The organism is Umezawaea sp. Da 62-37 (genome assembly GCF_032460545.1).
Taxonomy (GTDB): domain Bacteria; phylum Actinomycetota; class Actinomycetes; order Mycobacteriales; family Pseudonocardiaceae; genus Umezawaea.
Genome location: NZ_CP135965.1, coordinates 6,232,714 through 6,244,352, shown reverse-complemented (window position 1 = coordinate 6,244,352; position 11,639 = coordinate 6,232,714). Strand labels below are relative to the sequence as shown.

The 11,639-nt window shown below is 71.3% G+C and carries 14 protein-coding genes and 1 tRNA gene; 5 read left to right on the top strand and 10 right to left on the bottom strand.

Annotated elements, in window-relative coordinates; translation table 11 throughout:
* Positions 1-254: 254 nt before the first annotated feature.
* The 5 genes from RM788_RS28780 to RM788_RS28760 form a co-directional block, all read right to left on the bottom strand.
* Positions 255-330: transfer RNA gene (locus tag RM788_RS28780), tRNA-Ala, on the bottom strand.
* Positions 331-387: 57 nt separating this feature from the next.
* The gene (gene glpR, locus RM788_RS28775) at positions 388-1,011 is read right to left on the bottom strand and encodes a divisome protein SepX/GlpR (RefSeq protein WP_399345111.1); all 624 of its coding nucleotides are present in this window, start codon (positions 1,009-1,011) and stop codon (positions 388-390) included.
* Positions 1,012-1,317: 306 nt separating this feature from the next.
* A complete protein-coding gene (locus RM788_RS28770) occupies positions 1,318-1,980 on the bottom strand; it encodes a GNAT family N-acetyltransferase (RefSeq protein WP_315920810.1) in 663 nt (220 codons plus the stop codon).
* Complete coding sequence (gene glp, locus RM788_RS28765; protein ID WP_315920808.1) at positions 1,977-3,200, bottom strand: molybdotransferase-like divisome protein Glp; 1,224 nt, start codon at positions 3,198-3,200, stop codon at positions 1,977-1,979. The genes RM788_RS28770 and glp overlap by 4 nt, the downstream gene beginning before the upstream one ends.
* Positions 3,201-3,213: 13 nt before the next feature.
* Positions 3,214-4,107: a UTP--glucose-1-phosphate uridylyltransferase gene (locus RM788_RS28760; protein ID WP_315920806.1), complete on the bottom strand. Its 894-nt coding sequence runs from the start codon at positions 4,105-4,107 to the stop codon at positions 3,214-3,216.
* Positions 4,108-4,145: 38 nt separating this feature from the next.
* Here RM788_RS28760 and RM788_RS28755 point away from each other — a divergent pair, with 38 nt between their 5' ends.
* The 4 genes from RM788_RS28755 (at position 4,146) to mscL (ending at position 6,309) form a co-directional block, all read left to right on the top strand.
* Positions 4,146-4,730, top strand: coding sequence for a 5-formyltetrahydrofolate cyclo-ligase (locus tag RM788_RS28755; protein WP_315920804.1), 585 nt, complete (start codon positions 4,146-4,148; stop codon positions 4,728-4,730).
* Between the two features lie 100 nt (positions 4,731-4,830).
* Complete coding sequence (locus RM788_RS28750; protein ID WP_315920801.1) at positions 4,831-5,211, top strand: FmdB family zinc ribbon protein; 381 nt, start codon at positions 4,831-4,833, stop codon at positions 5,209-5,211.
* Between the two features lie 85 nt (positions 5,212-5,296).
* Entirely contained in the window at positions 5,297-5,833 is a 537-nt protein-coding gene (locus RM788_RS28745; RefSeq protein WP_315920799.1) for an SAF domain-containing protein, read from the top strand.
* A 35-nt stretch (positions 5,834-5,868) separates the two neighbouring features.
* A complete protein-coding gene (gene mscL, locus RM788_RS28740) occupies positions 5,869-6,309 on the top strand; it encodes a large-conductance mechanosensitive channel protein MscL (RefSeq protein WP_315920797.1) in 441 nt (146 codons plus the stop codon).
* A 466-nt stretch (positions 6,310-6,775) separates the two neighbouring features.
* Here mscL and RM788_RS28735 read toward each other — a convergent pair whose 3' ends face one another.
* The 3 genes from RM788_RS28735 to RM788_RS28725 all read right to left on the bottom strand — a co-directional run bounded on the left by RM788_RS28735 (position 6,776) and on the right by RM788_RS28725 (position 8,768).
* Positions 6,776-7,957 (bottom strand): serine hydrolase domain-containing protein, encoded by a 1,182-nt coding sequence (locus tag RM788_RS28735; protein WP_315920795.1) that lies wholly within the window; start codon positions 7,955-7,957, stop codon positions 6,776-6,778.
* Between the two features lie 134 nt (positions 7,958-8,091).
* Entirely contained in the window at positions 8,092-8,271 is a 180-nt protein-coding gene (locus RM788_RS28730) for a hypothetical protein (protein ID WP_315920793.1), read from the bottom strand.
* Entirely contained in the window at positions 8,268-8,768 is a 501-nt protein-coding gene (locus RM788_RS28725) for a MogA/MoaB family molybdenum cofactor biosynthesis protein (RefSeq protein ID WP_315920791.1), read from the bottom strand. The genes RM788_RS28730 and RM788_RS28725 overlap by 4 nt, the downstream gene beginning before the upstream one ends.
* Positions 8,769-8,863: 95 nt before the next feature.
* Here RM788_RS28725 and RM788_RS28720 point away from each other — a divergent pair, with 95 nt between their 5' ends.
* Positions 8,864-9,907, top strand: a complete 1,044-nt coding sequence (locus tag RM788_RS28720) for an NAD-dependent epimerase/dehydratase family protein (protein ID WP_315920789.1) — start codon at positions 8,864-8,866, stop codon at positions 9,905-9,907.
* Between the two features lie 4 nt (positions 9,908-9,911).
* Here the strand turns inward: RM788_RS28720 and RM788_RS28715 are convergent, their stop codons facing one another.
* Positions 9,912-10,925 carry a sensor histidine kinase gene (locus tag RM788_RS28715; RefSeq protein WP_315920787.1) on the bottom strand — a complete coding sequence of 338 codons (1,014 nt, stop codon included), beginning with the start codon at positions 10,923-10,925 and terminating at the stop codon, positions 9,912-9,914.
* Positions 10,925-11,635, bottom strand: coding sequence for a response regulator transcription factor (locus RM788_RS28710; RefSeq protein WP_315920784.1), 711 nt, complete (start codon positions 11,633-11,635; stop codon positions 10,925-10,927). The genes RM788_RS28715 and RM788_RS28710 overlap by 1 nt, the downstream gene beginning before the upstream one ends.
* Between the last annotated feature and the right edge of the window lie 4 nt (positions 11,636-11,639).

Sequence of the window (11,639 nt, the reverse complement as noted above, 5' to 3'; positions counted from 1 at the left end):
GAACGAACCCACCATGCCCGACGCGGCCACACTGGACGAGGTCAACCAGCACATCACCGAAATCTTCCGCGCAGGCAACCACAACCAACGCAAGGCGCTCGTGGAGAACTTCGTGGTCAAGATCAAGATCACCGGACCAGGACGGATCGTGCCCGTGTTCCGGGTGCCCCAGGCCGCCGAGGTCACGAACACCGAAGGGGCGGAGACCGGCTTACCGGCATCCGCCCCTGAAGGTGTTCGTGCAATGAGCTATCTGGTGGAGCTGCGGGGAATCGAACCCCGGACCTTCTCGATGCGAACGAGACGCGCTACCAACTGCGCTACAGCCCCTCGTTGTCGTGCGAGAGAAGCATATCAGTAGCGCGGGGGTGGTTTCGCCACCCCCCTCTACTCGCCGGCGGCGCGTCGGTAGCGCTGGTAGGCGGGGCCGTCGAGTTCGACGAACATGGGGTCCTCGTCGTCCGCTTCGACGACGACGGTGCCGGGTCGGGTGTGGTGGTGCTGGAGGCGGGGGCGGGGGGCGAGGGGGGTTTCCTCGTCGTGGTGCTGGGTGGCCTCGGGTTCGGGGGTCGTCTCGGTGGTGCGGGGCTGCTGTTCGACCTGGGGCTGGGGGCGGGGGGTCGGGCGGCGGCGGGCCTGGGCGAGACGGGACTGGCGGCGGGCGCGGATGTCCTCTTCGATGCGGACCTGGCGCCGCAGGTAGACGAGGTAGCCGACCAGGGTGAGGTCGACGGCGCCGTGCGCCCACCAGACGAGCGGGTAGAGGATGCCCGCGACGAGGCCGGTCAGGAGGGCCGCGACGAGCATGGCCGCGACGACGCGGCGGCGGAACGCGTACTTGGCCTGGGCCACGATGCTCGCGGTCTCCGCGTCGAAACCGCCACGTCCCGGCCGGTACGGGCGGTGGACGACGTCCTCTTCGACGTAGTCGTCGTAGTCGTCGTCGAACTCGGCCTCGAACTCGTCGACGAGTTCGTCGTCGGCATCAGGCATGGGGTACTCCTCTTCCATGCTGGTGCGCGTGCTCCCCGCTCGTCCGATCCGGGCGTCCGAATCCGCGGTTCGAGCGACTTCCTGGCGTCGGCGGGCCACCATCGGTACGAGGACGACCAGCCAGGCAACTACGAGCCCGACGATGATCAACGAACTGGGCATCCCCGTCACCTCCCCCTGCCAGCAAGCGGAACGCGTCGTGCGTTCGCAACGCTAGTCACAACAGTCACACCTGTGTCGGAGGCTCGCCGGGTGCCGTACGTACGAAGGTGTGCTTTATCACCCACTTTCGGGCGAGCCCTTTACGGCAGTCGGACGCTGTGCTCACGGGGTTTGGGCGTGGCCGCCCGCGACCAAACGGCGGACCAGGCCTTCGGGGGACGCCTCTTCGCTCGTCATCGCGTAGCAGTAGTGGTCGCGCCAGGCGTGCGCGACATCGAGGTAGCGCTGGAACAACCCCTCTTCGCGAAAGCCCGCCTTGCCGAGAACCCGCAGGCTGGCGGCGTTCTCGGGTCGCACGGTGGCTTCCAGGCGGTGCAGGCCCGCCTCGCCGAAGCAGTGGTCGACGACCAGCGCGACCGCGGCCGTGGCGACACCGCCGCGGGCGCGGTCGGCGGCGACCCAGTAGCCGACCCACGCGGAGCGCAGCGAGCCGCGGACGATGTTGCCGACGGTGATCTGGCCCGCCAGCTCGCCGTCCACGGTGATCACGAACGGCAGCGCCTGGCCGCGGCGGGCCAGCGACCGCAGGGACGACCACTGGGCGGGCCAGGAGAGGACGGAGTTGCGGTCGTGCCAGCCGTCGGTCGCGGTGGGTTCCCAGTTCTCCAGGTACGCCCGGTCGCGCAGCCGGATGCGGCTCCACGCGCTCCCGTCCAGCAGCTTCGGCGGGCGCAGCGCGACCACGCCCGCGGGCACCCGCAGCGGGCCGAGCCTGGTGGGCCAGCCGGGGTGCCTGCTCGACTCCAGGTGGAACGCGGCGCTCATCCGCGCTGGGCGAGGAAGCTGACCAGCACTTCCTCGCCGACGGCGACGTCGGTGACGTCCTCGTCGAGCATGATCAGGCAGTTGGCCTCGGCCAACGACGCCAGCAGGTGCGAGCCGGACGTGCCGAGCGGCTGCACCAGGTACTCGCCGTTCTCCGCGTCGCGCAGCAGCTGGCCGCGCAGGAAGCCGCGGCGGCCCTTGGTCGACGTGAGCGGCGACAGCAGCCGGGCCGCGACCGCGCGGCGGTACGGGTTGCGCTTGCCGAGCGCCGCCCTGATGAGGGGGCGGACCAGCACTTCGAACACGACCAGCGCGCTCATCGGGTTGGCGGGCAGCAGGAACGTGGGCACGGCGTCCGGTCCGAGCCGTCCGAAGCCCTGCGCGGAGCCGGGGTGCATGGCGACGCGGGTGACGTCGAGGTCGCCGAGGTCGGCCAGGGCGGCCCGCACCTCGTCGCCGACCACGCCGCCGACGCCGCCCGCCACGACGACGATCTCCGACAGCAGCAGCCGCCCTTCGACGACCTCGCGCAGCCGTCGCGGGTCGGCGGACTGGATGCCGACCCGGCTGACCTCCGCGCCTGCGTCGCGGGCGGCGGCGGCGAGCGCGTAGGAGTTCACGTCGTAGACCTGGCCCTGGCCGGGGGTGCGGTCGACGTCGACCAGCTCCTCGCCGACCGACACCACCGAGACCCGCGGGCGCGGGTGGACGAGGACCTTGTTGCGCCCCACCGCGGCCAGCAGGCCGACCTGGGCCGAGCCGATGGACGCGCCGCGGCGGACCGCGATGTCGCCGGTCTGCACGTCCTCGCCGGTCCGGCGGACGAACGCGGCGGACGGCACCGAGCGCTGCACGGTCACCTTGGCCTGGTGGCCGTCGGTGTACCCGAGCGGCACGACGGCGTCGGCCAGCGTCGGCAGCGGCGCGCCCGTCGCGACCCGGACCGCCTGGCCCGGTTGCAGCCGTCGCGGCTGCCGCGACCCGGCCGGGATCTCACCGACCACGGGCAGCTGCACGGGGTGCTCTCCCGCGCTCTGCACGTCCACGCTGCGCACCGCGTAGCCGTCGACGGCGGCCTGGTCGAAACCGGGCAACGCGCGTTCCGCGACGACTTCCTCCGCGCAGAGCAAGCCCTGCGACTCGGAGATCGCAACCCGCACCGGGGCGGGCCGCACCGCGGCCGCGATCACCCTGGCGAGCTGCTCGTCCACTGACCTCATCGTTAGACCCCGCTCAAGAGTTGTCGAGGCGTCCCCGCAACCACTCCCCGAGCTCGGGCCCGTAGTCGGGGTGCTTCAGCGCGAAGTCAACCGCAGCTCGGAGGAATCCCCCCGGATTGCCCAAGTCGTGTCGCTCGCCGCGGTGGACGACGATGTGGACCGGATGCCCCTCGGAGATGAGCAGGGCAATGGCATCCGTGAGCTGCAGCTCGCCGCCGGCGCCCGGCGTGATGCGCTTCAACGCGTCGAAGATCGCCCGATCGAGCAGGTACCGGCCCGCCGCGGCGAACGTCGACGGCGCGTCCTCGGCCTTCGGCTTCTCGACCATGCCGACGACCTGCTTCACGTCGTCCTGGTCAGTGTCGCGGACGTCGAACACGCCGTAGGCGGAGATCTGCTCGCGGGGGATGTCGAACGCGCAGAGGACCGTGCCGCCGTGCTTCTCGCGGACGGCGGCCATCTCGGTGAGGGCGCCGTTGGGCAGCACGAGGTCGTCGGGCAGCAGGACGGCGACGGCCTCGTCCTCGCCGGTCAGGTTGCCCTCGGCGCAGCCGACGGCGTGGCCGAGGCCGAGCGCCTGCTCCTGGATCGCGGTCTCGACGGTCTCGAAGAGGTTCTCCGCGCGGCGCACCTTGGCGGCCAGCTCGTGCTTGCCCCGGCTTTCGAGGGTCGCCTCCAGCTCGGGCTGGGGGCGGAAGTACTCGGCGACGGCGTCCTTGCCCGGCGACGTGACGATGATCAGCTTCGTCGCACCGGCCTCGGCCGCCTCGGCGGCGACGTACTCGATGCCGGGGGTGTCCACGACCGGCAGCAACTCCTTGGGCACCGCCTTCGTCGTCGGCAGGAAGCGGGTCCCGAGACCGGCTGCGGGCACGATTGCGGTGCGGAAGGCGCTCTTCGAGCTCATGGGTCACGAGCGTAGTGGCGCACCTAGGGTTACCTCGCATGACGTCCGATCAACCCGAACGGAAGAACGACGAGCGCGGGCGGTTGCTGGCGGCCCGCCGGGCCGTGCCGGCGGCTCAGCGGGCCCTCGACGCGGCCGCGCTCGCGGCGGGGGTGCTCGACGTGGTCGCCGCGTTCGGCGTACCCGCAGGTGGCACGGTGTGCGCGTACCTCGCCGTGGCGTCGGAACCGGGGTCGATCGAGCTGATCGACGTGCTGCGGGCGGCCGGGTTCCGGGTGCTGCTGCCGATCGTGGTCGGCGCGGCGCCACTCGACTGGGCTGAGTACACGGGTGACCACGCTCTGCGACCGGGCCCGCACGGACTGCGCGAACCGGCGGGCGCCCCGCTGGGGTCGCGGGCCATCTCCGAGGCGGCGTTGGTGCTGGTCCCGGCGCTGGCGGTGGACGGTCGCGGCGCGCGGATCGGCAAGGGCGGCGGGCACTACGACCGGTCGCTGCTCATGGCGAACGCACCGCTGGTCGCCGTCGTCAGGGAGGCCGAAGTGGTCGACGACCTCCCCGTGGAGCCGCACGACGTGCGGATGACGGCCGTGTTGACGCCCGCGGGCCTGCGCTTGATGTGATGTGCGCCCGACTTGTTTGCGCCTCGGCCACCTTGCGGCGCATCATGAAGTATTGGCACTCGTCATGCTCGAGTGCCAACTAACAGCTCGTGGAGGGCAAGTGCCGACCTACCAGTACGCCTGCACCGAGTGCGACCACCGGTTCGACGCGGTGCAGACGTTCACCGACTCCGCGCTGACCGAGTGCCCGGAGTGCCATGGCAGGCTCCGCAAGCTCTACGGCAACGTGGGCGTCGTGTTCAAGGGCAGCGGCTTCTACCGCACCGACAGCCGTTCCGGCTCCAGCGCGAAGACTCCTGCCGCCGCCGAGTCGAAGAGCGGTGGCGAGTCGAAGAACGGCGGCGAGTCCAAGAACGGCGGGGACTCGAAGAGCGGCGGCGAGTCCAAGAGCAGCGGGGAGTCGAAGAGCGGCGGGGACACCAAGTCGTCCTCGACCAGTTCCAGCACCCCGGCGAGCACGCCCGCGAAGGCTGCTTCCTGAGCCGAGTTGTCCACAGGCCCCCGAGTTGTCCACAGCTCGGGGGTTCGTGCTGTTGACCGGCGCTGATCAGCTTTAACGTCGAGGTGTGCCCTTCCACCTCCCGCTCCGCTCACCCAGACCGCGCCAAGCGGCCGCCTGCCTGCTCGCGCTGCTCGCCGCCGGCCTGGCGCTCTGGCCCACTCCCGTGCCCGCCACCGCGGTCGTCGCCGCGCACGACCTCCCACCCGGCGTCGCCCTCACGGCGGCCGACCTCCGGGTCGCACCGCTGACCGACCGGCCGTCGGGCGTGCTGGAGTCCGCGGACGCCGTCGTCGGGCAGGCCCTGACCGGCGCGGCCAGAGCGGGCGAACCGATCACCGACGTGCGGCTGACGCCCCCCGACCCGGACGCGACATCGGTCGCCGTGCGGCTGGCCGACGCGGGCGTCGCCGAACTGCTGCGGACCGGCGACCGGGTCGACGTGATCGGTCCCGACGCCGAACTGCTGGCCGAGAACGCCGCCGTGCTGGCCGTGCACCAGGCAAAACCCGACCGACTCGTGGTGTTGGGGTTGAGCAGGAAGAATGCCACCCGAACAGCGGCGGTATCACTCGACCACCCTCTCGCGGTCACCCTCCGCTAACCCTGCCCGTCCCCACTTTTTTCGAGGAGCTTGGTGTGATCAAGGGCTTCAAGGACTTCCTGATGCGCGGCAACGTCATCGACCTGGCTGTCGCCGTGGTCATCGGCGCGGCCTTCACCGCCATCGTCACCGCGTTCACGTCGAACTTCATCAACCCGATCATCGCCCTGTTCGGCGGCAGCAACGTCGACGGCCTGGCGGTCCAGCTGAACTCCACCAACGAGAAGACCGTCATCGACTTCGGCGCCATCATCACCGCGGTCATCAACTTCGCCATCGTCGCCGCCGTCGTCTACTTCATCCTCGTGCTCCCGATGAACAAGATCAAGGAACGCCGCGAACGCGGCAAGGAAGTCGGCCCCTCGGAGCCCACCGACACCGAACTCCTCAAGGAGATCCGCGACCTCCTCGCCTCCCAGTCCCAGCAACGCCCCCGCGGCCCCCAGGACCCCATGGCCCCGATGCGCCGCGAGTAACCACACCCTCCGGACGCCTTGTCGGCGCAGCCGATAATCGGTCCGGCGCAGCTCGGATGCCCCATCGGCGAAGCCAATGCCCGGTCCGGCGCAGCTCGGATGCCTTGTCCGATGCGGGCATCGGATACCCAAGGACCAAGCCCAGAGCCAGGCTTTGCCAGGCGCAGCCTGTGCCCTGTCGGGCGCAGCCCGATGCCCTGTCAGGCGAAGCCTGATGCCCGAGTCCGACGAAGTCGGATGCTGGCGTAGCCAGGCCTACCCCTGCACCCGATACGAAGCCGCTCTGGGCTTGCCGCAGCTTGTCAAGGCATCTTTCCTGCCTTGACAAGCTGCGGCAAGGCTAGAACACTCGGCGACCGGGTGCAGCCGCCCGAAACCCACGCCCCAACACACCTCGAGACAGCACCCCAGGCCACGCACAGCCAACCCGCCACGCCTCACAAGGCGCACCCCTGGCCACCCCCACCTACCCGCACATAACCCCATCCACGAACCCCTCCACCCGCGTAGCCGCCTCCAAAGTCGTCGGCAACGACGTCACCGCCACAACAACCGACCGCCCACCAGCCACCAGCGCACTACGCGTCTCATACCCCGGCGAATCACCCCCATGGGTCCACGCAACGCCCCCGCAGCTCAACGTGAACGTCTGCAACCCCAGCCCATACCGCTCCCCACCCCGAACACTGGCCCCAGGCGCGTCCACCGTCTTCCGCATCTCCTCCAGCTCCGCCGGACCCAACAACCCGCCCCCGACCAACGCCCGGAAGAACTCCTCCAGATCCCGCGGCGTCGAGATCAACTGCCCGGCCGCCCACCCCAACGACGGATCCATCTCCGTCACATCGGCCAACGGCTCCCCCGGCAACCCGAAGTACCCCCGCGGATGCGCCTCCCGGATCGACTGATCCCCCTGCGCAGGCCAGTACGTGTGCCGCAGGCCGACACGGTCGATCACCCGACGCGTGATCTCCTCGCCGATCGGCCGCCCGGTCACCTTCTGCACCAACAACCCCGCCAGCACGTAGTTCGTGTTGCTGTACGACCACCCGCCACCGGGCGCGAACACCGCGGGCTTCGCCAAGCCCAGGTCCACCATCTCCCGCGGCTCGAAGTACCGGTGCTGGATCGCCGCGTACCCGTCCGACACGATCTCGTCGTAATCGGCCAACCCGCTGGTGTGCTGCAACAACTGCCGGACGGTGATCACCCGCCCGTCGATGCCCTCACCCCGCACGATGTTCGGCAGGTAGGTCTCGACGGGCACGTCCAGCCGCACCTTGCCCTCACCGACGAGCTGCAACACCACCGTCGCGACGAACGCCTTGGTGTTGCTGGCGATCCGCACCTGCCCGTTCACCGGAACCGGTGACTTCGTCTTCAGATCCCCCACACCGGCCGTGTAGTCACGAACGCGCCCGTCGCGCTCCCGCACCGTCGCCAACGCACCGGGAAACCCGTTGTCCCGCACCAGCGCGTTCAAGCTCCGCTGCGTGGCATCACGGGCGGACGCCGGATCAGCCGACGACGGAAGGGCCACGACCGCGGCGGCAAGGCCGCCCACCACGACCGCCGAGGCGATCGACAGGGCACGGCGGCGGGCGGATCGGCGGGCGGGGCGGTGTTCGCGGTGGGACACGGCGGTCATGGGAACTCCTTGTGAGGGGCCGTTGTTCGGACCTCACAAGACTCGGGGAACGCCGTGCCGCGAACGATCCCCCGCACTGGCCAACACGTGGTTCAGCAGGCGCCATTGACGCCCGCGAGGCGGACTGCTAAGGACTAGCCGCCGTGGTGGGGCGGCCGGTTCTCCCGGTACCACGACTCGCGGTCGGCGGATCCCCCGTCGGGATCGCGCTCGTCGCTCGTGGTGTCCGGGAGCACCTCGCCGAAGACCTCGGCGAGACGACGCCGCCGTGCCGCTTCCGCGGCGACGGCGTCGTCCTTCGGGTCGGTCGTCATGCCTCGTCGAGGCCCGAGAGCTGGTCGATGACGTAGGGCACCAGCGTCGAGAGGGTGGCCATGCCGTCGCGCACCGCGGCGCGCGAACCGGCGAGGTTCACGACCAGGGTGCTGCCGGACACGCCGACGAGGCCGCGCGAGATGCCCGCGTCGACCGCGCCCGCCGCGAGGCCGGAGCCGCGCAGCGCCTCGGCGATGCCGGGGATCGGGCGGTCGAGCACGCCCTGCGTGGCGTCGGGGGTGACGTCCCGCGGGGACACGCCGGTGCCCCCGACCGTGACGACGAGGTCGACGCCACCGATGACCGCGGTGTTGAGCGCGGCCCGGATGTCGACCACCTCGCCCTCGACGGCGACCGTCGCGTCGACGATGAAACCTGCCTCTTCGAGCAGTTCGGTGACCAGTGGTCCCGTGCTGTTGTCGTGCTCACCGTGCGCCACCCGGTCGTCCACGATCACGACGAGGGCGCGGCCGAGGCGCTGCGCGCTGCGTTCCATGCGGACAACCGTAGCCAATGCCCGGATCTGACGGTTCCATGACGTGTCGCAGCGCCACCGGGTGCCGCGGCCGCGCGCCCCTTAACGTCGTCCGCGTGCGAGTTCTCCTCACCGGCGGAGCCGGTTTCATCGGGTCCCACATCGCCGACGCGCTCGCGGAGGGCGGTGACGAACCCGTACTGCTCGACGCGCTGCTCCCCCAGGCCCACAGCGGGCCCGTGCCGGAGTGGGCGGGGCGGTACGAGGTCGTCGTCGGCGACGTGACCGACCCGGCCGTGGTAGCGGGCCTGCTGCGCGGGGTGGACGCCGTCTGCCACCAGGCGGCCGTGGTCGGCCATGGTCTCGATCCGTCCGACGCCCCGCTGTACGCGTTCAACAACGACTTCGGCACGGCCGTGCTGCTGGCGGGGATGCACGCGGCGAAGGTCCGCAAGCTCGTCCTCGCGTCGTCGATGGTCGTGTACGGGGAGGGGCGCTACTGGTGCCCGTCCCACGGGGTCGTGCGGGCCGCCCCTCGGCGGCACGAGTCGATCGACGCGGGTGACTTCGAGCCGCCGTGCCCGGTGTGCGGGGCCTCGTTGGCGTCGCTGCTGGTGCCGGAGGACGCGCCGTTGGACCCGCGCAGCACGTACGCGGCCAGCAAGCTCGCCCAAGAGCACTACGCGGCCGCCTGGGCGCGTCAGACCGGGGGCGGGGTCTGGGCGCTGCGCTACCACAACGTCTACGGGCCCAGGATGCCGAAGGACACCCCCTACGCGGGTGTCGCGTCGCTCTTCCGGTCCTCGTTGGAGAACGGCAAGGCGCCGACCGTGCTCGAGGACGGGAACCAGCGGCGCGACTTCGTGCACGTCAGCGACGTCGCCCGCGCCAACGTCCTGGCTTTGGCGGCGGAAGCCCCGACAGGCGAGTCGACCCCGTTGAACATCTGCTCGGGCGAGCCGCACACCGTCGGCGACCTCGCCGTCGAACTGGCCAGGGCCTGCGGCGGTCCGGCCCCCGAGATCGTCGGCGGGGCGCGGTCGGCCGACGTGCGGCACGTGGTGGCGGATCCGGCCGAGGCCACCCGCAGGCTGGGCTTCCGCGCGCTCACCGACTTCGCCACGGGCGTCAAGGCGTTCGCCACGGACCCGCTGCGGTAGCGGGTCAGCCCGCCATCGCCGCGGCGAGCGGCAGCCGGACCTCGAACCGGCAGCCCGGCCCGTGGTTCTGCGCGTCGATGGTCCCCTTGTGCGCTTCCACGAGCCCCCGCGCGATCGCCAGCCCCAGTCCGCCGCCGACGGGCTGGCGGCTCGGCGTCCCGCGGAAGGCCACCTCGAACACCCTGGGCAGGTCCGGCTCCGGGATGCCTCCGCAGGAGTCGTCGACCCGCAGCCGGGCCTCTTGGCCGTCGACGTCCACCCGCACCGCCACCGTCCCGTCGGGCGGGGTGTGGCGGATGGCGTTGGACAGCAGGTTGCGGACCACGCGGGCCAGCTCGGGGTCGCTGCCCAGGACCACCGGCCAGGTGGCGGCGCTCGCCCGGAGGTGAACGCCCTTGCGCTGGGCGACCGGCCCTTCGGCCGCGACGACCTCGCTGACGATGTCGGCCAGCGGGACGTCGGACAGGGTCAGGCGGAGGGCGCCCGCGGTGATGCGGGAGAGCTCGAACAGGTCGTCGACCATGGCGGAGAGCTGGTCGGCCTCGGTGCTGATGCGGCCCGCGTAGTCGGAGACCTCGTGGGGCTGGTGGACGACCCCGTCGGCCAGCGCCTCGGCCATGGCGCGGATGCCCGCCAACGGCGTGCGGAGGTCGTGGCTGATCCAGGCCACCAGTTCACGGCGGGACGCCTCGGCGGCGCGTTCACGGGCGCGCGCTTCGTGCTCCCAGACGCTGCGGCGGGCGATGCTGCGGCCCAGCATGATCGCGGTCGGCACGGTCACCAGCGCCACCAGGGAGCAGACGAGCAGCGTGGTGGTGAGGATCGGGTTGAACATGAACTGGCTGATCGCGAGGACGCCGCCGATGGTGGCGATCACCGGCACGATCGCCAGCACGGACAACGCCGTGGTCAGCGAGCGGTGGACCAGTTTGCGCAGCAGCAGCCAGGCGCCCAGCAGGACCAGCGGCAGGGAGAAGAGGACCGCGAACGGGGCGATGTGGGACATCTCCACGAGCATCAGCGGACACCCCCGTCGTACCGGTAGCCGACGCCCCAGACGGTGGTGATGCGGGTCGGGCGGGCGGAGTCCCGCTCGATCTTCTCGCGCAGCCGCCGCACGTGGACGGTGACCGTGGACTGGTCGCCGAACTCCCAGCCCCACACCCGTTCCAGCAGCTCGGCGCGGTCGAACGCCCGGCCGGGGTTGGACATGAGGAACGTGAGCAGGTCGAACTCCCTGGTGGTCAACGACAGGTCGGCGCCGTCGAGCCGCGCGCTGCGGGCGCCGAGGTCGACGGTCAGGCCGCCGTCGACCAGGGTCCGGACGGGCGGCGGGGCCTGGACCGCGCGGGAGCGGCGGAGCACGGAGGTGACGCGCAAGGCCAGCTCGCGCGGGCTGAACGGCTTGGTCACGTAGTCGTCGGCGCCGAGCTGGAGGCCCGCGATGCGGTCCTCCTCCTCGCCGAGCGCGGTGAGCATCACGACCGGGACGGCGCTGCGCCTGCGCAGCCGCCTGCACACCTCCAGCCCGTCGATGCCGGGCAGCATCAGGTCGAGGACGACGAGGTCGGGGGCGCGGTCGGCGAACATCCGCAGCGCCGTCTCGCCGTCGCCCGCGAGCTGGACCTCGTGGCCGCCCAGCTCCAGGTAGCGGCGCACCACGTCGCGGACGGTCACGTCGTCGTCCACGACGAGCACCCGCCCCACCGCCACAGCTTCGTTCGTCATCGCC